The organism is Curtobacterium sp. MCPF17_011, assembly GCF_003234145.1.
GTDB lineage: Bacteria > Actinomycetota > Actinomycetes > Actinomycetales > Microbacteriaceae > Curtobacterium.
Genome location: NZ_QKSK01000003.1, coordinates 51,498 through 73,806, shown reverse-complemented (window position 1 = coordinate 73,806; position 22,309 = coordinate 51,498). Strand labels below are relative to the sequence as shown.

At 72.1% G+C, this 22,309-nt stretch carries 27 protein-coding genes; 12 read left to right on the top strand and 15 right to left on the bottom strand.

The window, feature by feature from the left end; all coding sequences use genetic code 11:
* Position 1: 1 nt before the first annotated feature.
* The 4 genes from DEJ25_RS16590 to DEJ25_RS04810 all read right to left on the bottom strand — a co-directional run bounded on the left by DEJ25_RS16590 (position 2) and on the right by DEJ25_RS04810 (position 1,441).
* Positions 2-163, bottom strand: coding sequence for a hypothetical protein (locus DEJ25_RS16590; RefSeq protein WP_181421612.1), 162 nt, complete (start codon positions 161-163; stop codon positions 2-4).
* Positions 160-324 carry a hypothetical protein gene (locus DEJ25_RS16585; RefSeq protein ID WP_181421611.1) on the bottom strand — a complete coding sequence of 55 codons (165 nt, stop codon included), beginning with the start codon at positions 322-324 and terminating at the stop codon, positions 160-162. Before DEJ25_RS16585 ends, DEJ25_RS16590 begins: the two co-directional genes overlap by 4 nt.
* Before the next feature lie 87 nt (positions 325-411).
* Positions 412-609, bottom strand: coding sequence for a hypothetical protein (locus DEJ25_RS04815; RefSeq protein ID WP_111043957.1), 198 nt, complete (start codon positions 607-609; stop codon positions 412-414).
* A 301-nt stretch (positions 610-910) separates the two neighbouring features.
* Positions 911-1,441: a DUF1990 family protein gene (locus DEJ25_RS04810; protein WP_111043956.1), complete on the bottom strand. Its 531-nt coding sequence runs from the start codon at positions 1,439-1,441 to the stop codon at positions 911-913.
* A 102-nt stretch (positions 1,442-1,543) separates the two neighbouring features.
* Between DEJ25_RS04810 and DEJ25_RS04805 the strand changes: the two genes are divergently transcribed.
* On the top strand, positions 1,544-2,185 hold the full coding sequence (locus DEJ25_RS04805) for an NAD(P)H-binding protein (RefSeq protein WP_110904201.1): 642 nt from the start codon (positions 1,544-1,546) through the stop codon (positions 2,183-2,185).
* Positions 2,186-2,303: 118 nt separating this feature from the next.
* On the opposite strand, the gene DEJ25_RS04800 is transcribed toward DEJ25_RS04805, so the two are convergent.
* Positions 2,304-2,861: a TetR/AcrR family transcriptional regulator gene (locus DEJ25_RS04800; protein WP_110904200.1), complete on the bottom strand. Its 558-nt coding sequence runs from the start codon at positions 2,859-2,861 to the stop codon at positions 2,304-2,306.
* A gap of 23 nt (positions 2,862-2,884) precedes the next feature.
* Between DEJ25_RS04800 and DEJ25_RS04795 the strand changes: the two genes are divergently transcribed.
* Positions 2,885-4,168, top strand: a complete 1,284-nt coding sequence (locus DEJ25_RS04795) for an MFS transporter (protein WP_181427347.1) — start codon at positions 2,885-2,887, stop codon at positions 4,166-4,168.
* Here the strand turns inward: DEJ25_RS04795 and DEJ25_RS04790 are convergent.
* The gene (locus tag DEJ25_RS04790; RefSeq protein ID WP_110904198.1) at positions 4,068-4,400 is read right to left on the bottom strand and encodes a hypothetical protein; all 333 of its coding nucleotides are present in this window, start codon (positions 4,398-4,400) and stop codon (positions 4,068-4,070) included. The genes DEJ25_RS04795 and DEJ25_RS04790 overlap by 101 nt on opposite strands.
* Positions 4,401-4,481: 81 nt before the next feature.
* Between DEJ25_RS04790 and DEJ25_RS04785 the strand changes: the two genes are divergently transcribed.
* On the top strand, positions 4,482-4,796 hold the full coding sequence (locus DEJ25_RS04785; RefSeq protein WP_110904197.1) for an ATP-dependent DNA ligase: 315 nt from the start codon (positions 4,482-4,484) through the stop codon (positions 4,794-4,796).
* The gene (locus DEJ25_RS04780; RefSeq protein WP_110904196.1) at positions 4,793-5,092 is read left to right on the top strand and encodes a hypothetical protein; all 300 of its coding nucleotides are present in this window, start codon (positions 4,793-4,795) and stop codon (positions 5,090-5,092) included. Before DEJ25_RS04785 ends, DEJ25_RS04780 begins: the two co-directional genes overlap by 4 nt.
* 42 nt (positions 5,093-5,134) lie before the next feature.
* On the opposite strand, the gene DEJ25_RS04775 is transcribed toward DEJ25_RS04780, so the two are convergent.
* Positions 5,135-5,713, bottom strand: a complete 579-nt coding sequence (locus tag DEJ25_RS04775) for a TetR/AcrR family transcriptional regulator (protein WP_110904195.1) — start codon at positions 5,711-5,713, stop codon at positions 5,135-5,137.
* A gap of 155 nt (positions 5,714-5,868) precedes the next feature.
* On the opposite strand from DEJ25_RS04775, the gene DEJ25_RS04770 reads away from it, so the two are divergent.
* Positions 5,869-7,347, top strand: coding sequence for an MFS transporter (locus DEJ25_RS04770; RefSeq protein WP_110904194.1), 1,479 nt, complete (start codon positions 5,869-5,871; stop codon positions 7,345-7,347).
* Between the two features lie 68 nt (positions 7,348-7,415).
* Here the strand turns inward: DEJ25_RS04770 and DEJ25_RS04765 are convergent, their stop codons facing one another.
* Complete coding sequence (locus DEJ25_RS04765; RefSeq protein WP_111043954.1) at positions 7,416-7,781, bottom strand: hypothetical protein; 366 nt, start codon at positions 7,779-7,781, stop codon at positions 7,416-7,418.
* 198 nt (positions 7,782-7,979) lie between these two features.
* The gene (locus DEJ25_RS04760) at positions 7,980-8,738 is read right to left on the bottom strand and encodes a hypothetical protein (RefSeq protein ID WP_110904192.1); all 759 of its coding nucleotides are present in this window, start codon (positions 8,736-8,738) and stop codon (positions 7,980-7,982) included.
* 128 nt (positions 8,739-8,866) lie between these two features.
* Between DEJ25_RS04760 and DEJ25_RS04755 the strand changes: the two genes are divergently transcribed.
* Both DEJ25_RS04755 and DEJ25_RS04750 read left to right on the top strand, forming a co-directional pair.
* Positions 8,867-10,165 carry a HupE/UreJ family protein gene (locus DEJ25_RS04755; protein ID WP_111044088.1) on the top strand — a complete coding sequence of 433 codons (1,299 nt, stop codon included), beginning with the start codon at positions 8,867-8,869 and terminating at the stop codon, positions 10,163-10,165.
* A gap of 127 nt (positions 10,166-10,292) precedes the next feature.
* Positions 10,293-12,425: an Ig-like domain repeat protein gene (locus tag DEJ25_RS04750; RefSeq protein WP_111043953.1), complete on the top strand. Its 2,133-nt coding sequence runs from the start codon at positions 10,293-10,295 to the stop codon at positions 12,423-12,425.
* Between the two features lie 111 nt (positions 12,426-12,536).
* Here the strand turns inward: DEJ25_RS04750 and DEJ25_RS04745 are convergent, their stop codons facing one another.
* From DEJ25_RS04745 to DEJ25_RS04735, 3 genes are all read right to left on the bottom strand, one after another.
* Complete coding sequence (locus DEJ25_RS04745; RefSeq protein ID WP_258366317.1) at positions 12,537-13,412, bottom strand: glycoside hydrolase family 16 protein; 876 nt, start codon at positions 13,410-13,412, stop codon at positions 12,537-12,539.
* A 207-nt stretch (positions 13,413-13,619) separates the two neighbouring features.
* Entirely contained in the window at positions 13,620-15,161 is a 1,542-nt protein-coding gene (locus DEJ25_RS04740) for an MFS transporter (RefSeq protein WP_111043952.1), read from the bottom strand.
* A 129-nt stretch (positions 15,162-15,290) separates the two neighbouring features.
* A complete protein-coding gene (locus DEJ25_RS04735) occupies positions 15,291-15,614 on the bottom strand; it encodes a helix-turn-helix domain-containing protein (protein WP_111044086.1) in 324 nt (107 codons plus the stop codon).
* Between the two features lie 49 nt (positions 15,615-15,663).
* On the opposite strand from DEJ25_RS04735, the gene map reads away from it, so the two are divergent.
* From map to DEJ25_RS04710, 5 genes are all read left to right on the top strand, one after another.
* Positions 15,664-16,440, top strand: coding sequence for a type I methionyl aminopeptidase (gene map / locus DEJ25_RS04730; protein WP_110904189.1), 777 nt, complete (start codon positions 15,664-15,666; stop codon positions 16,438-16,440).
* Positions 16,441-16,515: 75 nt separating this feature from the next.
* Complete coding sequence (locus DEJ25_RS04725) at positions 16,516-17,286, top strand: LamB/YcsF family protein (RefSeq protein ID WP_111043951.1); 771 nt, start codon at positions 16,516-16,518, stop codon at positions 17,284-17,286.
* A complete protein-coding gene (locus DEJ25_RS04720) occupies positions 17,283-17,990 on the top strand; it encodes an allophanate hydrolase subunit 1 (RefSeq protein WP_111043950.1) in 708 nt (235 codons plus the stop codon). Before DEJ25_RS04725 ends, DEJ25_RS04720 begins: the two co-directional genes overlap by 4 nt.
* Positions 17,987-18,916, top strand: a complete 930-nt coding sequence (locus DEJ25_RS04715) for a biotin-dependent carboxyltransferase family protein (RefSeq protein WP_181427346.1) — start codon at positions 17,987-17,989, stop codon at positions 18,914-18,916. Before DEJ25_RS04720 ends, DEJ25_RS04715 begins: the two co-directional genes overlap by 4 nt.
* Before the next feature lie 100 nt (positions 18,917-19,016).
* Complete coding sequence (locus tag DEJ25_RS04710) at positions 19,017-19,322, top strand: putative quinol monooxygenase (protein WP_110904186.1); 306 nt, start codon at positions 19,017-19,019, stop codon at positions 19,320-19,322.
* A gap of 84 nt (positions 19,323-19,406) precedes the next feature.
* Here the strand turns inward: DEJ25_RS04710 and DEJ25_RS04705 are convergent, their stop codons facing one another.
* Genes DEJ25_RS04705 through DEJ25_RS04695 form a run of 3 tightly spaced genes read right to left on the bottom strand, consistent with a single transcriptional unit; the run spans position 19,407 to position 22,214 of the window.
* Complete coding sequence (locus tag DEJ25_RS04705; protein WP_111043949.1) at positions 19,407-20,462, bottom strand: DUF2891 family protein; 1,056 nt, start codon at positions 20,460-20,462, stop codon at positions 19,407-19,409.
* Positions 20,449-21,519 (bottom strand): DUF979 domain-containing protein, encoded by a 1,071-nt coding sequence (locus DEJ25_RS04700; RefSeq protein ID WP_111043948.1) that lies wholly within the window; start codon positions 21,517-21,519, stop codon positions 20,449-20,451. The genes DEJ25_RS04705 and DEJ25_RS04700 overlap by 14 nt, the downstream gene beginning before the upstream one ends.
* The gene (locus DEJ25_RS04695; protein WP_111043947.1) at positions 21,516-22,214 is read right to left on the bottom strand and encodes a DUF969 domain-containing protein; all 699 of its coding nucleotides are present in this window, start codon (positions 22,212-22,214) and stop codon (positions 21,516-21,518) included. Before DEJ25_RS04695 ends, DEJ25_RS04700 begins: the two co-directional genes overlap by 4 nt.
* Between the last annotated feature and the right edge of the window lie 95 nt (positions 22,215-22,309).

The window sequence follows — 22,309 nt, the reverse complement described above, 5'->3', positions numbered from 1 at the left end:
GTCAGATGGTCGTCGTCGAGGTGCGGAGGGCGGTGCCGTGAGCAGATCGCTCGGCGCACAGCGCCTCGAGCCGGCCCAGTCGTGCCCAGACGACCCGGTGGTCGGCCGTCAGCCCGGTGGCGTCGGCCGTCACACGGGCGTTCCCCTGCTGGAGGGCGTTCACGCGACGGCCTGGAAGAACTCGGCGTACGTGGGGTCGGTGCTGACGCCGATGCCGAGTCGGCTGATCACGATCCGGTCGATCTCGACGGGCGAGGACATGCCTCGTCGGTGCCACTCCAGGGGGTCGGAGCGGAGTTCCTGCATCATGGTGGAGTCACGCACGGGGGGCCTCCTGTTCGCGCAGCAGCGCGGTCATGTCGATGGGTTCGGTCAGCGCGACGGTGTCGTACGGCGCTGTTGCGGCGGTGATCACGAGGCGACCACCAGGGCGATCACGGCGAGCGTGAACGCGGTGACGGCGGCGAGGCCGGCGACGAGCGCGCTGGCGGTCAGGATCCGGCGGCGGGTCGCCTCGCGGACCTCGGAGAAGGTCTCGGTGCGCCTCGGGCGGCGAACGGCCGGGCCTCCGGCGAGAGGTGTCGGGATGGCGGTGATGGTGGCGGGCATGAGCTTCGCCTCCTCTGCAGGGACCTCGGACGGTCCCGTGTCGACCAGGGCGACCGCTGCGTACAGGCCACCGCAGATCGCGGGGGATGTCGGGGCACTCGGGATGATGTTCGTCCTGGTGTCTGCGACGCTACGACAGCCGTCCGGCGGGACACGAACGCGTTCGTGGATCCGCGACTCGCGACGGGGCGCACCGCGCTTCCCGAGCGGGGGTCACGCGCGTTCCGCGCATCGCGTTGCGGGCCGGGCTCGGCCGAGTCGGACCGGGCGGCGGGCCGGATCGGTCAGCGAGCCGGGCCGGTCAGCGCAGTGCCCGCCGGTAGCGCCAGCGGACGACGACCTGCGCGACCCGGAGCAGCGGGAACACGAGCGCCCAGTGGCGAGTCGTGGACGGCCGGGTCAGGGAGCGCAGCGTCAACCACACGGCGTCGCCCTCACGGGTGACGACGAAGGCCTCCTCGCCGTCGACCGGGTGGCCGGGCAGCGTCCGGTAGGCGAACCCGACACGGTCGGCGGTGCGCACGACCTCGACGACCTCGACGGGCTCCCGCACGACGACCAGCCCGATCGGGAAGCGCACGTCCAGCCGCTGACCCGGTCGCGCCTCCGTGTCGTCGGGCACCGAGAAGCCGCTGCGCGTCTTCACGCCCCAGCGGAGCACCGACCGGGAGGCCCGCTCCCACACCGCCTCGCCCGTGCCGACCGCAGACCGCCGCTCGTACCGCCGGTACGTCGGGGCCGTGGGGCCCCAGACGGCGGACGCGACCGCCGTCCGTGCCGCGCCCGCCGCGCTGCCCCGTCCGACCGCGGCCGTCCCCTCGTCGCTGCCCATGCCGGCCATCCTGCCCGAAGGACGTGCGCGGGAGCGGTGGACGACCCTCCCGGCCCATCGCCGACCACCCCGTCGTCAGGCCCCGCGCGTACCGTCCAGACCATGAGCAACGTCATCATCCTCGGCGGCCACGGTCGCGTCGCCCTCCTCACCGCGCAGCTCCTGACGGCCCGCGGCGACACCGTCTCGTCGGTCATCCGCAAGGCCGAGCAGCAGGACGACGTCCGCGGCACCGGTGCGGAGCCCGTCGTCGCGGACATCGAGCAGCTCGACATCGCCGGGCTCACCGACCTGGTCCGCGGACACGACGCGATCGTCTGGGCAGCAGGGGCGGGTGGGGGTTCCGCCGAGCGCACCTGGGCCGTCGACCGGGACGCCGCGATCCGCTCCATGCACGCCGCGCTCCAGGCGGACGTCCAGCGATTCGTCCTGGTCTCCTGGTCGGACGCGGGCCTCGGCCACGGCGTCCCCGAGGACGACGACTTCTTCGCCTACGCCGAGGCGAAGACCATCGCCGACGCGGTCCTCCGCGACTCGGCCCTCGACTGGACGATCGTCGCCCCGAGCACCCTGACCGACGACGAGCCGACCGGGTCCGTCGAGACCGCCGACCCGTCCTCCAGCATCGCCCGCGGGGACGTCGCCGCACTGGTCGCCGCAGCCCTGCACGACGACGCGTCGGTCGGCAAGACCTTCCGCGTCAACACCGGTGACGTCGCGATCGAGCAGTTCGTCCGCGACTGAGCGGTCGCCGCTCGCTGCGCCGTCGTCCCGCGCTGCGAGACGCCCGCATGTCCACGAGACGCCGCCGGATCCGGTGGCGTCTCGTGCTGTCGGCAGCGTCTCGTGCTGTCGGCAGCGCTCAGGGGAGCAGCGCGGCGGCCACCGCGCGGGCCGTCGCGGTGTCGCCGGCGCCGCCCCGGAGGCGCATCGCCAGTGCCCCGGACACCACGAGGAGCAGTCGGTCGGCGAGGACGTCGGCCTCCTCCGGCCCGACCAACGGCACCGCAGCCTGCCGGAGGCGCGACCGCAGCGTGGCGGTCTCGTGGTGCAGGACGACCGTGATCTCGTCGGGCGGATCCGCGTACTCCGACGCCGTGCCGAGGAAGGCGCACCACCGCGACCCGGTCGGCGTCGACCGGAAGTCGTCGAGCGCGTCGAAGACCGCCAGCAGCCGGCCCCGGTCGTCGGGCGCATCTGCGACGGCGTCGTCCCACACCCGCAGCCACTCGTCGTGCCGCCGTTCGAGCGCTGCGGCGACCAGGGCTTCCTTGCTGGCGTACCCGCGGTAGAGCGTGGCGGCGGAGACCCCGGCGCGTTCGAGGACGGCGTCGATCGGGGTCGCGGCGATGCCCCGCGTGAAGAACAGCTCCTCCGCGGCGTCGAGGAGCTTCCGCTCCGTTCCTGGACGCATCGTCATGCCAGCACCCTAGGCTCTCAAAAGTGAAACGTACGTTTTCGTTCTTGGGTTCGCCCGGCGCGCTCGTCGGCAGCGGTACCGCGCTCATCGCGGCCACCTACGGGTTGGTCCGCCTGGCGTACGGACTGTTCCTGCCCGACGTCCAGCACGCGATCGGGCTCGGCGACGGCCCGGCGGGCTGGATCGCGTCGGGCTCCTCGGTCGTGTACTGCGTCGGCGCGCTCGCCGGGTTCCTGGTCGCACCGACGCACCCCCGGACCGCCGTCGTCCTGGCGGTGCTCACGGCCGGCCTCGGTGTCGCCGGGATGGCCGCGAGCACCGGCCCACTGGGGTTCGGCGTCGCCGCGGTCGTCAGCTCGGCGGGGGCAGGGCTGGCCTCCCCCGCACTCGTCCGACTCGTGCAGCGGAACCTGACGGCTGACCGGGCGAACGGGGCGCAGGCCGTGGTCAACTCCGGCACGGGGCCGGGTCTCGTCATCGCGGGCCTCCTGGCCCTCGTGCTGCTGCCGGACTGGCGGACGGCCTGGGCCGTGGCGGCCCTCGTCACGGTGCTCGCCGGTGCGGCCGTCCTGCTCGCCGACCGAGCGGGCGCAGCAGCACCGGCACCAGCACCAGCACCAGCACCGGATCCCCCGACCGACACCGGAGCCACCACCGTTCCACCCCGCCCCTGGTTCGCCGCACACCGCCGCCCCGTGCTGGTGGCACTGCTGCTCGGCACCGGATCGGCCGCGGTGTGGACGTACGGTCGGACCCTGCTCGTCGACGCCGGCGCACCGACGGCCCTGTCAGTGGTGGCGTGGATCGCCCTCGGGGCCGGAGGTGCGGCGGTGGCCCTGACGTCCCGGTGGCTCGGGCGACTGCCGGCGCGGACCGCGTGGACACGCACCGCGGCCGTGGTGGCGATCGCGACCCTCGGCCTCGGCGTGGTCGCGCAGCTGCACGGCGCCGCCCTGACCGCGGTGGCGCTGGGCTGCTGCGCACTGTTCGGGTGGGGCTACACCGCCGCGACCGGCGCTCTCATCTCGTGGACGGCCGAACTCGACCGCGACCGCGCGGCCGCCGGCACCTCCGTGCTCTTCGTGGTCCTGGTCTTCGGGCAGGCACTGGGGGCGGCCGCAGCGGGCAGCGCGGTCACCGCGGCGGGGACGGGCCCGGTGCTCGTCGCCGCCGCGGTGGTCGTCGCGCTCGGGGTGGTGCCGGCGCTCAGAAGTCCTCGCCGATGTCCGGCACGTCGGTCATCTCCTCGTTCCACGCAGGCCGCGCGGGCTGCAGGCGCAGAGTCTCCGACTCGAGGTACTCGATGACCTCCGGGTCGAACGGCTCGTCGGCGCTGTCCGGCACCGGCGTCGAGAAGATCTCGCTGGCCGGCCCGATGAGCAGGTGCGCGTAGACCGTCCCGCCGCCCTCGGTGATGATCGGGATCTGGACGACGTCGGACTTGTTCGCCACGGCCAGGGCACGGCAGTACCGGAGGAGGGCCTTGCAGGTGCGGTCCCCGGTCAGGAAGGAGCTGTTCACGTAGTGGATGCGGCGCATGTCGGCCAGGGTGTCGGACGGTCCCTGAGCCCACGCCTAGGCTTTGCCGGAGCCGGACAGTCGGCGCGGAAGGACACCACCATGGGCAAGCTCGTCTACGACTCGACGTTCACCGCGGAGTTCGACGACCGCCTGCTGACGCACCTGCAGATCGTGATCGGGATGAAGCTCCGCCGCGGCGAGTCCTTCATGTTCTCGTGGAAGGACGACGTGGAGCTCGGTGACGGCCGCACCGCGATCTGGCTCGACCGCTCGATGCCCCTCGTCTTCCGCTACTCGGGCAGTCGCATCCCCGCCGTGAACCGCGCCTGGGTCGAAGCGCTCGGCCTGACCGCCGGGTCGTCCGCGGGCCTCCGCATCGTCCCGGAACCGACTGATTCCGGGGACACCCTGTGAAGCGCACGGTCCTGACCTACGGCGGGACGCAGTACACGATCGCCAACGAGGACACGGAGACGGTGCAGGCGCGCATCGACGCGGGTCTGCGGGACCAGCCGTTCATGTGGCTGCAGGTCAACTACGGGGACGGCCGGGTGACGCCCGCCGTGCTCCTCATCTCCCCGGCGACCCCGGTGGCGATCATCACCGAGCGGGACGTCGACGAGCAGGACGAGGACGGCTCCGTCGCCCGCTACCTGCTGCCCGAGCAGACCCGGCCGGCGTCGATCGAGATCGGGCCCACCGAGCACTAGCGACGTCGGGAGCGGTCGACCGCTCTGCCGTCCGACGCCACTTCAGCCCCGACCGCCGCCGAGCAGTGCGCGCAGGGCGTCCTCCAACGGCACGGCGACCGATTCGACCTCGGCGGACGCCAGGGGTTCCACGCGGGTCGAGGTCCGCATCATGGTCATGCCGAGCACGACGGACAGGGCGATCTCGGCGCGGACGAGCAGGTCGTCGTCGATCTCGTCCGGGCTCCCGGCTCGCACGGCGCCGGCGAGGCGTTCCGCGTAGCCGCGCAGGGTCTCACGACGGATGCGGTCCACGACCTCGTCTCCGGAGCTCCGGAGCAGGAGCAGCAGCTGCATCGAGTCCTCGTCCGTGGGCGACCGGATGATGTGCCGGATGAGGCCGCCGAGCGCCCGCTCCAGGTCCGAGCCCGAAGGCGCAGCGTCCCGGTCCGGCGCTGCTCGATCGAGACAGGCGCGGAACAACCCCTCCTTCGATCCGAAGTACCGGTTGATGAGCGCGACGTTCACCCCGGCGTCGGCGGCGATGTCCCGCACGGTCGTGGCCCGGTAGCCGTCGAAGGCGAACCGGCGCCGGGCAGCCTGCACGAGGGCCAGGCGAGTGGCGGCGGCGTCCTTGCTCATGGCCCGAGCGTAGCGCCCGCGTCGGTGCGACCGATCGTGATGTAAGCGCATGTTGACATCGGTGTGAGAACGCGTACCCTCGTCAAGTCAGCAGTTGTTGACATCGACAGCGTCGTCGGCCCCCTGCCCAGAACACCCCGATCCGACGGAGCACGATGTCCACCGCCACCGCGAGCCCCCGCACGGGCTCGACCCCGACCACCGAACACGGCCGGCGCCCGAACAGCACCGCGATCATCGTCTACCTGTCCCTGGGTGGCCTGTCGTTCGCGGTCCTGCAGTCCCTCGTCGCACCCGCGCTCTCGACGATCGGCACGGACCTCGGCGCCTCGACCAGCGCCGCCAGCTGGGTCCTCACCGCCTACCTGCTCTCCGCGTCGGTGCTCACCCCGATCCTCGGTCGCCTGGGCGACATGGTCGGCAAGCGCAAGGTGCTCATCGTGGTCCTCACGATCCTCCTGGTCGGTGCCGTCCTCGCCGCGCTCGCCCCGAACCTCGGCGTGCTCATCGTCGCCCGAGCCCTGCAGGGCGCGGCGGGCGCGGTGATGCCGCTGTCCATCGGCATCGTCCGCGACGAGCTGCCGAAGGAGAAGGTCAGCGTCACCATCGGCCTGCTCTCCGCGATCTTCGGCATCGGTGCCGGCGTCGGCATCGTGGCCGCCGGGCCGATCGTCGAGCACCTGTCGTGGCACTGGCTGTTCTGGCTGCCCGCCGTCCTCGTCGTGATCGCCCTGCTCGGTGCCGTGTTCGGCATGCCCGAGTCCCCGGTGCGGAAGCCCGGCCGTCTCGACGTCGCCGGCACCGCCGTCCTCGCCGTCTCGCTCGTCGCGATCCTGCTCGCCGTCAGCGAGGGCCAGACGTGGGGCTGGGGCGACGTCAAGACCGTCGGCCTGCTGATCGTCGGTGCCGTCGCCCTCGTCGCGTTCGTGTTCGTCGAGCTGCGCGTCGCCGAACCCCTCATCGACGTGCGGCTCTTCGCCGTCCGCGGGGTCTGGACCGCCCACGTCGTCGCGCTCGTCTTCGGCTTCGCGATGTTCGGCACGTTCGTCCTCGTCCCGACGCTGCTGCAGCTCCCCAGCGCCCTCGGCTACGGCTTCGGCAAGGACGTCACGCAGGCGGGTCTCTTCCTGCTCCCGACCGTCGTGATGATGGTCATCGCCGGGCCGATCGCCGGGATCCTCGTCCGCAGGGTCGGGCCCAAGCCGCCGATGCTCATCGGCGGGATCGCCATCGTCGCCGCGTTCGTGATCCCCGCGATCTCGCACGCCGCCCTCGCCGAGGTGGTCATCTCGGGCGTCTTCACCGGCATCGGCATCGGCCTGGCACTGGCCGCCTGCTCGAACGCGATCATCGAGAGCGTGCCGGCGAACCAGACCGGCGAGGCGATCAGCGCGAACACCGTCGTCCGGACGATCGGTTCCAGCGTCGGCACGGCCGTGATCGCGGCACTCATCACCTCACACAGCACCCCGCAGGGTCTGCCCACCGACGACGCGTTCACGATCGGGTTCTGGGCGTGCACGGGGGTGGCCGTCCTCGCGGTGGTCGCGGCCCTCGCTGCCCCGTCGATGCGCGCCCGCCGGGCCGCAGCGGTCGCCGCGGGCGTCGACGACTTCGACGAGGTCACGCACTGACCCGCTGAACGGGCCCGGTCGGCGAGACGCCGCCGGTCGTGCGAGACGCCGCCGGAATCGGCGGCGTCTCAGCGACTCGGCGGCGTCTCGGGCTGACGACCGAAGAGCGACGCGAGCGTCGCGACGATCGCCATCCGGAGCCGGACGCCGGCGGGCGGGGCCGGCGGCAGGGTCCGGATCGGTGCGGTGAAGGCGAGGTCGTGCAGGTTGTTGCGCTTCGACCCGTCCCAGTTCGCGAAGAGGTACGGCGTGCCGAGCGCCATCAGGCTGCGGACCGGTGCCGGGCGCACGCCGGAGGCGGCGACCGCGTAGCCGGAGTGGCCGGCGGTGATCGCCTGGATGACGGTGTCCGCGTCGGTGACCCCGTTGGCGGTCACCACGGTGGTGATGCCCGTGCGGTCGCGGGCGACGAATTCGATGATGTGTTCAGTCACGAGGAGCTCAGGGTGGCGAGTGTCTGTCTCGGCGCGGGTGAGACGCGCGAGGCTTGGCCGGAACCGACGTTGCTTCCGTCCTCGAGGATACGTCGCACCCGTCGGGACGGTGCACGGACGATCCCGATTGCGTACGGTTGCCCGTGTCCCGGGCCCGCACCCGCGCCCGCGCCCGCGACCACCGGCGCCGTGCACCGGTCAGGCGACCCAGACGACGATGCCGTTGTAGCCGTTCAGCAGCGCTGCGACCCCCGCGCGCAGGGCGCGGCCGGCACGCTCGTCGGTGAACGTGGACGGGTCGTGGTGACTCGAGGTGCCGAGCCCTTCACCGCGGAAACCGGCGCCGGTCCAGTCCGCCGCCGTCACGTTCGCCGTGGGTTCGGCGATCTCGGCACCGAGCACGAGGAACTGCTGGTGCAGCGCGGACGGTGAGATCGCGGCGATCGGGTCGACCAGCTCGTCGCCGACGCTGATCACCAGGTCGGTGCGCTTGCCGATCGCCGCGGCGACGGACGGCAGCCGGTCCTCGGCGGTGTCCGCGACGACCGGGACGACCGTGACGTCCTCGGACCGGGCCCACGAGCGGACGGCGTCGACGAGGGTCTCGGTCTGTGCATCCGGCTTCCCCGGGGACAGCAGGACCACCCGGTACCCGGTCGGTGGCGCCACGTCGTCCCACGAGTGCGGTGCGGGGCTGACGGTGGCCTCCGGCGCGGGCGGCGAGTCCGGGTCGACGAACCCCGGGCCGAGCGCGCCCGTCCCGCGGACCGGGGTGGGGGCGTCGGTCGGCACCGCCGTGGTGGCGGCTCCGGTCCGGAGGCCCGTGGCCTGCTCGGCGTCGGCGGTGCGGCCCGTCTGCTCCGCCCCGGTCGAGCAGCCGGTGACGAGGACCGAGCCGGCCGCCACCAGGGCAGCGGCGGCGAGGACGGTGGTGGCGCGACGAGTCAGACGGATCACGAGACGCCATGCAAGCACAACCGGAGGCCGCGACGGACCGGTGGGAGCCGCTGTCCAGAGCCCGTCCAGCCGTTCGTAACCCGTTGTTCGCCTGCGCGTCGATCTCGGCCGCGATGGTCAGGCCGGTGATGCACCGAACCACCCGTCCCGCTCGCAGCGGGCTCCACCTCCTCCCCGCGGTCTTCCGCCCCCGGCCCGTCCTCCCCCGGATCGTCGCGCGGCTGGTCGCCGTCCTCGTGCTCCTCGGCGCCGTCGTCGTGAGCCTGTTGACGGGAGTGTCCGCGGCGAGCGCCCACGGCTTCAGCTCCGTCGTCTACGCGGACGTCAGCGGGAAGGGGGCCGACACCGTGCGGGCCCGACTGGGGCTGGAGTACGACCTCATGCTCGTGTCCGTGGCGACGAGCGAGCACGACGACGAGCTGTACCGACAGGGCCAGGCCGCGTGGGACGACGGCGACGACCCCGGCATGGTCAGGGCGGCGGAGGCGCACCACGACGCGATCAGCGAGTACCTGTTCGACCGGTTCTCGATGACCTCCGGTGGGGAGGCGTGCACCGGCACGCTCCAGGACACCATGGAGGTCGACGTGCAGGACGAGGTCCCCTACGCCGAGGTCGTCGCGGACTTCGCCTGCCCGACACCGGGACGCACCGACCCGGGGCACGTGGTGGAGTCGACGCTCTTCCCGGACAGCGAGACGTTCGTGCGGGACACGAAGACGATCGTCACGTACGACGTCGACGGCAAGCAGGGCACAGCCACCCTCGACGCGTCCCAACCGAGGTTCTCGACCGAGCAGTCGGCGGGGCAGCGGTTCTGGGAGTTCTTCACCCTCGGGGCGGAGCACCTGCTGACCGGGATCGACCACATCCTGTTCCTCATCGCGCTGATCGCCGGCTCCCGACGGCTGCGCGAGGTCGTCTACACGGCGTCGGCGTTCACGATCGCGCACTCGATCACGTTCATCCTGGCGGCGCTCGGCGTCGTCAGTCCGCCGTCGATCGTGGTCGAGCCGCTCATCGCCCTCTCGATCGCCGCAGTGGCCGGCTGGTACCTCTGGCGGTTGGCGACCCGACGGTCGCAGGCTGACGCGCTCGTCCTGTCCGACCAGGGACGGTTCGCGCTGGACCGCTCCGGGTGGTCCCGACTGGCCGTGGTGTTCGCGTTCGGGCTCATCCACGGGCTCGGGTTCGCCGGAGCGCTGGGCATCCACGAGGCGTTCTCGTGGCAGCTGCTCGTGTCGCTGCTCGTCTTCAACGTCGGCATCGAGGCGGTCCAACTGGCGATCATCGTGATCGTGTTCCCGCCGCTGTCCCTGCTCCGCCGGAAGTCCCACCGGGTCTCACTCTGGGTCACCGGCGCCGTGACGGCCGGGGTGTTCGTGATGGGGATGATCTGGTTCGTCCAACGGCTGGTCGAGGGCTGACGACGCCTGGGCTCTCCTACCACCTGCGGGCCGGAACCCGTATGGACACACAGCGTTCACCCACGATCTACGAAGGCGATGCAGAGTCTGTCTGCTGCACCATCCCTGTCACTGAGAACGGAAACACATGAGTCTCCTGTCCGGCGCCCCCTCCCGGCGCAGAACCACCACCCTCCGCTTCGGCGGGGCCGTCATCGGCGCCGCCCTCATCGCGGGCGCCTGCCTCGTCGGCACCGGCTCCGCGAGCGCGGCCACCGCCACCCCGACGACGAACATCTCGTCCGGTGGCCCGATCCACATCCTGCTCGGCGTCGGCGCGACCGAGAGCCAGCGCATCGCCTCGTGGTACTTCCCCGCGAACGTGAACCAGTCGGTCGAGATCCAGAAGACCGACACGATGACCGGCGGTGTCTTCACCGACGCGAAGAAGACGATCGCCGCGCAGAAGTCCGCGAACACCGCGGCCGACACCAGCACCACCGACAGCAGCACGAAGGCGATCCCGGGCATCACCAACGAGGCCGGCTACGTCAACGCGCACGCGGTCATCGACGGCCTCGAGCCGAACACGACGTACACCTACCACGTGGGTGCCGCGGACGGTTCGGCCTGGTCGACGTCCTACACCTTCACGACGAAGAGCTTCAGCGGCGACTTCGACTTCCTGTTCTTCGGTGACCCGCAGATCGGGTCGTCGGGCTTCGTCGACGACGACGGTGCCGGCTGGGCCGACACCCTGAAGTACGCCACCACGAAGGAGAAGGACGCCGAGCTCCTGGTCTCCGGTGGCGACCAGGTCGAGAACGCCAACAACGAGTACCAGTGGGGTGCGTTCGCCGACAGCAGCGACGTCCTCAAGCGCTACCCGTGGGCCTCGACCATCGGCAACCACGACGTCGGTGGCAAGTCGTACGAGCAGCACAACCAGCTGCCGAACTCGCTCAAGGTCCCGGACTTCTACCCGGGTGGCAACACCACCACGAACTCGGGTGGCGACTACTGGTACATGTACAAGGGCGTCCTGTTCATCGACATCAACTCGAACGCCTACGCGGGCGGCTCGGACGCAGCGCACGTCAACTACGTGCGCGACGTGATCACCCGTCACGGCGACGACGCGAAGTGGACCGCGCTGGTCTACCACCACTCGATCTACTCGCCGGCCGACCACGCGAACGACAAGGACAACCAGCAGCGCCGGTTCGACTTCACGCGCGCGTTCTCGGACATGGGTGTCGACCTCGTCCTGCAGGGTCACGACCACTCGTACTCGCGCAGCTACGCGATCAAGAACGGCAAGAAGGCCAACCCCGCCGAGCAGCCGGGCGCTGACGAGGTCTTCGCCGGCCCCGGTGGCGTCATCTACCTGACCGCCAACTCCGCGTCGGGCTCGAAGTACTACGACCTGACCACCCCGGACCCGACGCAGGGCGGCTACGGAGCCGACCCGCTCGACCCGACCGGTCAGCGCCACTTCGCCAACTCGGTGGAGAACCAGGAGCACGTCCGCACCTACGTCAAGGTCGGCGTCACGGACGACAACCTCGCCGTCACGACCGTCCGTGCCAGCGACTGCACCACGCTGAACTCGGCCGTCCAGCACGGCAAGGTCGACAGCTGCGGCGTCACCCTCAAGCCGACGGCCTCGGCCGACCCGGCAGCGATCGGCTCGACCGTGGACCAGTTCACGCTCGACGCCGCCCTGCCGGCGACGACCACCACGCTGAAGGCCTCGGCCACGAAGCAGTCCTACGGCACGGCCAAGCCGGTCACCCTCACCGCCACGATCGGCGGCGGCCTCGGTGACAAGAGCGGCACGGTCACCTTCACGGAGGCGGGCAAGACGCTCGGCACCGCACCGGTGACGAAGAACACGGCGACGTTCACGCTGCCGAAGACCACCTCGGTCGGCAAGCACAGCATCACCGCGTCCTTCACGAGCACCTCTGCCTACTCGGGCGAGGACACGGCGGCCACCACGGCGGTCGTGGTCACGGTCGCGAAGGCCACCTCGGCGTCGTCCATGACCTACGCCAAGGGCAAGGCCGTCGTCCGGGTCACCTCGCCCGGCAACACGGTGAACGGCGAAGCGAAGATTTACGACGGCAAGAAGCACATCAAGACCGTCAAGGTCTCCGGCGACACAGCCGCGACCCGCTTCGCCCTGAAGCGCGGCACGCACAAGCTGACGGTCGTCTTCAGCGGCACCGGCACGATCGCCGGCAGCACCAGCCCGGTCCTCTCGGTCCGGGTGCGCTGACCTCCGGTCAGGCAGAGTGAGGGCCCCGCGGCTTCGGCTGCGGGGCCCTCACCCGTTGCCGGGCCGTCGGCACAGCGACCGCGTCGGCTCCCCGCCCGCATCCGCTCGGCGTCAGGCGTTCTGCCAGACCCGCAACCAGTCGACGGTCATCTGCTGCGGGAACCGGGTCGACGAGTCCGGGGCACCCGGCCATCCCCCGCCGACCGCGACGTTGAGCACCACGAAGAACGGCTTGTCGAACACCCACCGGTCGCCACCCAGGTCCGCCGGCGTGACGGTGCGGTACGTCGCGCCGTCGACCGTCCAGCTGATCGACCCCGGTCGCCAGTCCACCCCGTAGACGTGGAAGTCGTCGGCGAAGGCGCCGGCCGGCAGCGTCGCCGTGCCGCTGATGCCCTCCGCGCCCGAGTACCCCGGGCCGTGCACGGTGCCGTGGACCGCTCCGGGCTCACGACCGATGTTCTCCATCACGTCGATCTCGCCGCACGCCGGCCAACCGACCTGCGGCAGATCAGCGCCGAGCATCCAGAACGCCGGCCAGATCCCCTGCCCGCGCGGGATCCTGATGCGCGCCTCGATCCGACCGTACTGGGCGGTGTACGTGCCCTGCGAGGTGAGCCGCGCCGACGTGTACGACCCGTCGGCCTCGCGCCGCGCGGTGATCACGAGGTTCCCACTGCCGTCGAGAGCCGAGTTCCGCCGCGAGTCCGTGTAGACCTCGAGCTCGCCGTTGCCCCAGCCGCCGCCACCCAGGTCGTACCGCCAGATCCCGGGGTTCGGGGCGCTGCCGGCGGTTCCGTCGAACTCGTCCGCGGCCAGGAGGGTCGGGCTGGTCGCTGCGCTCGCCGCATCCGGACGCAGACCGAACGCTCCGGCCGTTCCGACCGCCGCGGCAGCCCCGAGACCGAGCGTCAGCAGGCGACGACGATCGATCCCGCCGGACCCGTCGTCCGGGTGGTCGGTCTGCTGCTGGTCGTCTCGCTGCACGGTTCCTCCATCGCGTGCGGCGGCTCCGCACGGAGGGACAGGTTCACCCGTCGCCGTCCGCGGCGCCAGCCCCCCGTCCGGGCGCACCGCGTCGAGCGGCCAGGACCGCACCCCGGACGGACGGGAGGCCCGTGGCGGATCCGCCACGGGCCTCCCGTCCGTCAAGCGGTCACCACCGTGACCAGCGACCGTCGGTGCGGATCACGGTCAGGCGTGCCCTGCCGACGCCTCGACGGTCTCCTCGAGCACCTCGGCGGGCGCGTGCGTCGAGCGGGTGCGGACGAAGACGGCGGCGAGGACCGCCACCACGACCGCGACCACCCCGGCCACGACGAAGGCGGTGTGCATGCCACCGAGGAAGGCGTCCCGGGCGACGGCCGACGCCGCGGCGCTCAGCCCGTCCGGCACGATCCCCTGTGCCAGGCCCTGACGAGCGGCGGTACCGATTCCGAGGCCCGTCGTGCCGGAGAGCACCCCGGCGCTGACGACCGCGGACAGGACGGACGTGCCGAGTGCGCCGCCGAGCTGCAGTGCGGTCGCCTGGAACCCGCCCGCGACACCGGCGAGTTGGACCGGGGCCCCACCGACCACCGCCTCCGCGCCGGCGGTCATCGTGAAGCCCGCACCCAGGGCGAAGACCACGAACGGGATCGCCATGCCGATGTACGGCGAGTCCCGGGTGGTGCCGGTGAGCAGGAACAGGGCGACGCCGACCATGAGCAGGCCGATGGTCAGGGTGCGGCGGATGCCGAGCTTGGCGACCAGGGCGGCCCCGATCGGCGACGCGATGATCGAGACGCCGCTCAGCGGGAGCTGCATGAGCCCCGCCTGCAGACCGGTCACCCCGCGCAGGTTGAGCATGTAGAGGGAGAGGAAGAACGTCACGCCGAGCATCGCGAAGAAGTTCGCCCCGACGGCCAGACCACCGATCGACAGGGACGACGACCGGAAGAGCGACATCGGCAGCAGCGGGTCGGTGACGCGCAGTTCGACGACGACGAACACCACCAGGAGCGCGACGCCGGCGAGCAGCACGCCGAGGGTGAGCGGGCTCGTCCAGCCCCACGACTCGGACTGGACGACGGCGAGCACGATGCCGAAGAGGCCCAGGGCGAGCAGCACCACGCCGGGCACGTCGAAGCGTCCGCGGTGCGGGGCGGTGGACTCGCGCAGGACGAGGCCGCCGAAGACCAGGCCGACGACGGCGATCGGGGCGTTCACGAAGAACACCGACTCCCAGCCGAGCGAGGCCACGAGGACCCCGGCGACGATCGGCCCGGCGGCGATGGCGACCGAGGACGCGCCACCCCAGACCCCGACGGCGACGCCGAACCTCTCCTTCGGGAAGGTCGCACGGAGCAGCGCCAGGGTCTGCGGCATGAGCAGTGCGGCGCTGAGGCCCTGGACGGCGCGGAACACGATGACGCCGGTGGCGGTGCCGACGAGGCCGATCGCGACCGAGGACAGCGCGAACGCGACGACCCCGATGAGGTACATCCGACGACGGCCGAAGCGGTCCCCGAGCTTGCCACCGAGGATCAGGAACACGGCCAGTGCCAGCAGGTAGGCGTTGGTGATCCACTGCAGCTGGGTGAAAGTGGTGCCGAGGTCGGCGGCGATCGCGGGGTTCGCGATCGAGACGACGGTGGCGTCGAGGCCGACCATGAACAGGCCGAAGCACACGGCGACGAGGGTGGCGATCGGGTTGCCGCGCAGGCTGCGGCGGGTTCCGGGCATGGCTGTGCCCATGGGAGCTCCTTCGGACGACACGGATCGTGCTCCGACGGCTGGGCCGTGCGGCGAGGGGCACGAGGGGTGCGAACCGAAGGACGCGGGGGTGGCACCGACTGCGAGCGGTACACGAGCCGTCCGTCGACCTCACGCGACGGGCAGCCCCCTTGGTTCTGAAACCATAACGATACCAGAGGTGTGGTCGAGGTGAGCATCCGCTCCGGGCGTGCCGGCGTTGACCTCGGCCCACACCGCATCGAGGGACAGGCCGAGCACCCCGGCGAGCGCCGCCACCGTGGAGAACGCGGGGGTGGCGATGCGGCCGGTCTCGATCTTCCGCAGCGTCTCGGGCGACAGCCCGGCGGCGAGCGCGACGTCGAGCATCGACCGGTCGCCCCGTGCCGAGCGCAGCGTCCGGCCGAGGCGGAGGCCGCGTTCGAGGTCGAGCGGTGTGAGCGGGAGACGAACCATGGTCTGATAATAATACCGGTACAACTATCCCGACGGAAGAAGCGCCCGCATGATCGAGATCCTCACCCCGGCCGAGCTGCCCCGGGCGCGCGCCGCCGGCACGCTCGTCGCCGACATCCTGCACACGCTCCGCGGCCGGGCGACGGTCGGCACCAACCTGCTCGACCTCGACCGGTGGGCGGCGGAGATGATCCGCGCGGCCGGGGCGACCTCCTGCTACGTCGACTACGCGCCCTCGTTCGGGCGCGGTCCGTTCGGCCACCACATCTGCACGGCCGTCAACGACGCCGTCCTGCACGGCCTGCCGCACGACCGGGTCCTGGCCGACGGGGACCTGCTCACCCTCGACCTGGCCGTCGTGCATCACGGCTACGCGGCGGACTCCGCGATCAGCTTCATCGTCGGCCAGAGTCGGCCGGCCGAGAGCGTCGCGCTCATCGAGACGACGGAACGCGCCCTGGCCGCCGGCATCGCGGCGGCCAGGCCAGGAGCGCGACTCGGTGACCTGTCGCACGCGATCGGGTCCGTGCTGACCGAGGCCGGGTACCCGGTCAACCTGGAGTTCGGCGGCCACGGCATCGGCTCCACGATGCACCAGGACCCGCACGTGGCGAACGACGGACGACCGGGCCGTGGGTACGCGCTCCGCCCGGGGCTGCTCCTGGCACTCGAGCCCTGGATCATGGTCGACACCGACGAGCTCGTCACCGACCCGGACGGCTGGACGCTCCGCAGTGCGACGGGCAGCCGGACCGCCCACAGTGAACACACCATCGCGATCACCGACGACGGGGCCGAGGTGCTGACGCTGCCGTCGCGCCCGTAGCCCCGACGCGTCGAGGACGGTGACACGGTCGGCGGTGCGCGCTAGGTTGTTGAACAATCCCGACAGGAGGTCCGCATGCCCACGATCGACCTGAACAGCGACCTCGGCGAGGGCTTCGGAGCCTGGGCCGCGGGCGACGACCGCGCGGTGCTCGACCTCGTCTCCAGCGCGAACATCGCGTGCGGTGCCCACGCCGGCGACCCGACGATCATGCTCGACACCTGCCGGGCAGCAGCGGAGCGCGGTGTCGCGATCGGGGCGCACGTGGCCTACCGGGACCTCGCCGGCTTCGGCCGTCGGCCCGTGCACGTGACCCCGGACGAGCTGTACGCCGACGTCGTCCACCAGATCGGCGCCCTGGCCGCGGCAGCCCACGTCGCCGGCACCCGCGTCACCTACGTCAAGCCGCACGGCGCCCTCTACAACACGGCCTGCGCCGACGCGGTGCAGGCCGAGGCCGTCGTCCGCGCGGTCGCTGACGTCGACCCCTCGCTGGCGGTCCTCGCACTGCCCGGGTCGGAACTGCTCCTCGCCGCGGAACGGCACGGCCTCCGACCGGTGAGCGAGTCGTTCGCGGACCGCGCCTACGAACCGGACGGCTCCCTCGTCGCGCGCAGCCGACCGGGCTCGGTGCTGCACGACCCCGACCAGGTCGCGGCCCGCGTGCTCCGGATGGTGACCGACGGCGTCGCCACCGCGGTCGACGGCACCGACATCAGCGTCGGGGCCGACTCGGTCTGCGTGCACGGCGACTCGCCGGACGCGGTCGCGATGGCCCGGGCGATCCGCACGCTGCTGGCCGAGCAGGGCGTCGACGTCACGGCGTTCGCGGTGCCCTCGGCATGACCCCCGACGTCCGGGCGGCCGGTGCCGCGGCGGTACTGGCGACGTTCGACTCCCTGGCCGAGGTCGTGGCGTTCCGCGCCGGACTGGCGAACACGGCGCTGGCAGACACGGCACCGGCGGACACGGCACTGGCCGACCCGGGACTGGCCGACACGGGGCCCGCCGGCGCCGGGCTCCCCGGCGTCACCGAGGTCGTCTCCGGCGCCCGGACGCTGCTGTTCCGGTTCGACCCCGCCGTGACCGACGCCGGACGGGTCGGCTCCCTGCTGTCCGGAGTCCGGCCCTCCCGTCCCTCCGACGACCGCGAGGAACGCGCGCCCGTCGTCGTCCCGGTCACCTACGACGGCGTGGACCTCGAAGCCGTCAGCACCCTGACCGGCATGACCCGCGACGACCTCGTCGCCTGGCACACCGGGCAGGTGTGGACGAGCGCGTTCTGCGGCTTCGCCCCCGGTTTCAGCTACCTGACGGGTACCGCGCCGTCGCTCGACGTGCCCCGCCGGGACGCCTCGCGCACCGCCGTCCCGAGCGGCGCCGTCGCCCTCGCCGGCGAGTTCAGCGCCGTGTACCCGCGGACCTCGCCCGGCGGCTGGCAGTTGATCGGGCGGACCGAGGTGCCGATGTGGTCGCTGGACCGCACCCCGCCCGCGCTCGCCCCGGCCGGCGTCCGTCTGCGCTTCGTCGACGCCCAGGCACGCTCGTGAGCACCCTGACCGTCGTGCTGGTCGGGTACGGCGTGACGACGCAGGACCTCGGCCGTCCCGGGCTCAGCGACATGGGGCTCGGTGCCGCCGGAGCGGCGGACCGCGGATCGGCCGCACTGGCGAACCGGATGGTCGGCAACCGTCCGGACGCGGCCGTCCTGGAGGCCCTCCTCGGCTCCGTCACGCTCCGCGCCGACTCGTACACGGTCGCCGCCGTCACCGGTGCCCCGTGCCCGGTGTGGGTCGAACGGGCGGACGGCCGGGTGCGCGGCGCGGCCGCGTACGAGGTGCTGCTGCTCGAGCCGGGCGACACCCTGCGGGTCGGGCTGGCCGAGGACCGGCTGCGTGCCTACGTCGCGGTCCGCGGAGGCATCGCCGTCGAGCAGGTGCTCGGGAGTCGGTCGTGGGACTCGCTCGCGCAGCTCGGACCCGCTCCGCTGTCGGTCGGGGACGTCCTGCCGGTCGGGCCCGCGTCGGACGGTGTCGGTGCCGGTGCCGGTGCCGGTGCCCCCATCAGTGTCGGTGCCTGGCCGGTCGTCGACGCGGTGCCGCCGCCGCTCCTGCCGTGGCCCGGGAACCCGGTGGTCCTCGACGTGGTGCCCGGACCCCGCGACGACTGGTTCACCCCGGAGTGGCGGACGACCCTGACCGGCCAGGAGTTCCACGTCAGCCCGGACAGCGACCGGGTCGGGGTCCGCACCACCGCGTCCATTCCGCTGGTCCGAGCGGTCACCCGCGAGCTCCCCAGCGAGGGCGTCGAGACCGGGTCGTTGCAGGTCCCGCCGGCCGGGTTCCCGGTGCTGTTCCTGGCGGACCACCCGGTCACCGGTGGCTACCCGGTCGTGGCCGTCCTGACGCCGGAGTCGGTCGACCGTGCCGCACAGTTGCGCCCGGGCGACACGCTGCGCTTCCGGCTCGCCCGCTGAGCGCACCGGTTGCGCTGCGCCGGAACAACGCCCGGCCCGCCGTGGTTGGTGCCACCGGACACCGTCAGCGGACGGGGTCCGACGACGAAAGGTGCGCACCATGACGATGACCGTCTTCCTCGAGGTCCAGATCCGTGACGACGTCGCCGCAGACACGGTCGAGGCCGCGATCCGCGAGACCCTGGCCCAGACCGCAGAGCGTCAGGGCAACGAGTCGCTCGAGGTCCTGGTCGACGACGAGGACCCCACGCGCATGGTCGTGCTCGAGCGGTGGGCCACCGCCGAGGACCACGACGCTTACGTCGCCTGGCGCGCCACCCCCGAGGGCGCCGCGGAAGCGCTCGGCGCCGTCCTCGCCGCCCCGCCCGTCACGAAGACCTTCGGCCGCACGATCCCCCTGGTCTAGCCTCCCCCGCGAAACGCAACGTCGGCGGCACTGCGCAGCGGAACACCGCTGCGAGGAACCGCCGACGTTGCGTTCCGCGGAAGGTCAGCGGGCCGCGTGCTCGCGCGCCTCCATGGCGTCCCAGGCGAAGCTCGCCAGCCAGTGGGTGGAGTAGTACTCCTCGCCGACGCTCGCGGCGAGACCCGAAGCGAGCAGCCGGTCGGCCGCGCCGTCCAGCAGGTCCGCGAGCGCGGTGTCCTCGGCCCTGGCGGAGCGCAGGGCGTCCGCGATGCGGCGCGCTGAACCGGCCCGGGACAGGTCGAGCCCGAACAGGTGCACCTGCTGCGGGTCGTTCTCGTCGCGGACGGTCGTCGACGTGAGGATCGTGTCCCCGGCGGAGACCTGGGCGAAGAACCTCCGGGCCCAGGGACCGAACTCGGCCGTCGGCAGCACCGCCCGCATCAGGTCCGCCTCGGCCAGCCCGGCGGACAGGAAGTCGTGCCCGCTCCGCTCCCACGCGAAGGGCCATCCCGCGTCGTCGCCGAACCACTCACGGGCGGCGCGCTCGACGGTCGAGGCGAGGTCGTGCCGCCCGAGCGACCGGGCGCCGTCGAGCACGAGCAGCAGCCCGAACGCGGAGTTCGAGTGCACCCCGTGCCGGACCGGGTGCGCGGCGCCGTCGACCCACCGGGTGACGAGGTCCTCGAGCACCTCGACGACCGGAGCGAAGCCGGTGGTGAGCGCGCGGATCGCGGGCACCTCGGAGGCGGACACCTCGGCAGCCAGGCGCATCAACCACGCCCAGCCGTACGGGCGCTCGTAGTGCGGGGTCTCGCGGAGGTACGCGGCCTCGGTGGCGAGGTGCTCCGTCGACAGGTGGGCCTGCAGGACCGAGGTGATCCGGGCCTCCAGGTCGGCCGGCACCCCGTACGCGACCAGGCGGGTCGCGAGCCAGTGCATGTGCACCGACGAGTGCCAGTCGTACGACGTCGCGAAGGCGGGGTGCAGTTCGACCGGCAGTGCGCGGTCGTCCGGACCCGACGTCGTGTGGTGCGCGGCGTACGGGTACTCGCGCGTGACGTTGTCGAGGGCGACGGCGGCGAAGCCCGCAGCCCAGGCCGAACGCCCGAGGTCCGTCGGTTCGGGGTCAGAATGCGACAAGGTACATCACTCCCATGTTGACGACGAGCAGGATCCCGGCGGTCGGGATCTGCGCCTTGATCGGGCCGTACTTGTCCCGCATCTCGAGCAGGGCAGCGGGCACGAGGTTGAAGTTCGCGGCCATCGGGGTCACCAGCGTGCCGCAGAAGCCGGCGAGCATGCCGATCGCGAAGATCGGAGCCGGGTTGCCGTCGAAGCCCTGCACGAGCACCGGCCAGCCGATCGCCGCGGTCATGATCGGGAAGGCGGCGAACGCGTTGCCCATGATGACCGTGAACAGGGCCATGCCGAGGCAGTAGACGATGACCGCGGCGAACAGTGACCCGTCCGGCAGGACCGCCTTGATGATCGTCCCGACGGCCGAACCGACGCCGGCCTGGGTGAAGACGATGCCGAGCGTGGAGAGCATCTGCGGCAGGAGCGCCGCCCAGCCGATCGCCTGCAGCAGCCGGGCACCTTCGCGGACGGGGGTGTCGAGCCGTGGCGGGCGGAGCACGAGCACCGCGACGACGACGGCGAGCACCGATCCGATGCCGAGCCCGGTCAGGGTCGCACTCCCCTCGGCGAGGAGCGGCTCCCCACCGATCCGGACGAGCGGGCCGAGGGTCGCGACGAGCACCGCGACGACGGGGATCACCAGCGCGGGGATGAAGAGCCGGTTGCCGAACCGTTGCGCGAAGCCCGCGCGCTCGTCCGGGCTCGTCGTGGCGAGGACGCTCGTGCTGGAGCTCGGCCGGGTGGTGACCGCGGTCGGTTCGGCCGGCCCGGTCGCCGAGCCGACTCCGGCACCGGGGACGCTCGCGACACGGGTGCGGCTCGTGGTCCCGGTGAACCCGAGTCCGGCGAGCGCCACCATCACCAGGACGGCGATCCCGAGCGCCCATGCGGGGATCGCACCGGACACCACGAAGGTGCCGGCGAAGAAGGAGAGCCCGAGGATGCCCCAGAACGCCGCGTTGCCGAGACGCTTGGCGTGCGTGCGGTCGGTGACGATGAACACGGACACGGCGATGAAGAACGCGCCGATGAGCCAGTAGAGCCATTCGCTGGTGATCATGCTGGGACCCCCTGGGCCTGGTGGAGGTCGGCCGCCATCTTGTCGAGCCTGCGGTCGAGCAGCAGCAGCCGGGTGCCGTGCACGAGCAGTGCGGCGATGCCGGTGGGGATCGCCCACAGCGCCAGGTCGATCGGCTCGAGGGCGAGCCCGTAGGTGGTGTCGACGAAGGTCGTGATGAGCAGGATCGACCCGACCGCGACGAAGACGTCCTCGCCGAAGAACACCCCGACGGTGTCCGACGAGGCCGAGAAGCCCTTGATCTTCTCGCGCATCCGCTCGTCGATCCGGCCGTACTTCTTGGTCGCGGCTCCCTCGGCCATCGGGTGCACGAGCGGGCGGACGGTCTGCGCCGGGCCACCGATGCTCGTCAGGCCGACGGCGGCGGTGATCTGTCGCACCGCCAGGTACCCGGCGAGGATGCGCCCGGTCGTGAGCTTGTCGAGCTTCGCGATGAGGCGCTTCGCCTGGTCCTGCAGGCCGTAGCGCTCGATGAGGCCGATGACCGGCAGCACGAGCGCGAAGGTCGTCACGCTGCGGCTGGACGCGAAGCCGCTGCCGAACGCGGTGAGGATGCCGACGGGGTCGATCCCGCCGATGGCTGCGGTGACGATGCCCGCCACGGTGACGACGAGCAGCGCGTTGACGCGCAACGCGAAGCCGATGATCACGACGGCGACGCCGATGAGGACGAACATGCGGGACAGTCTGGCCCGCATTGTTCAACAATCTCAAGACCCTGCCGTGATCTGTAACACGGCGGTCACACGGGCCGCGCTGTCGGGCTCTGCGA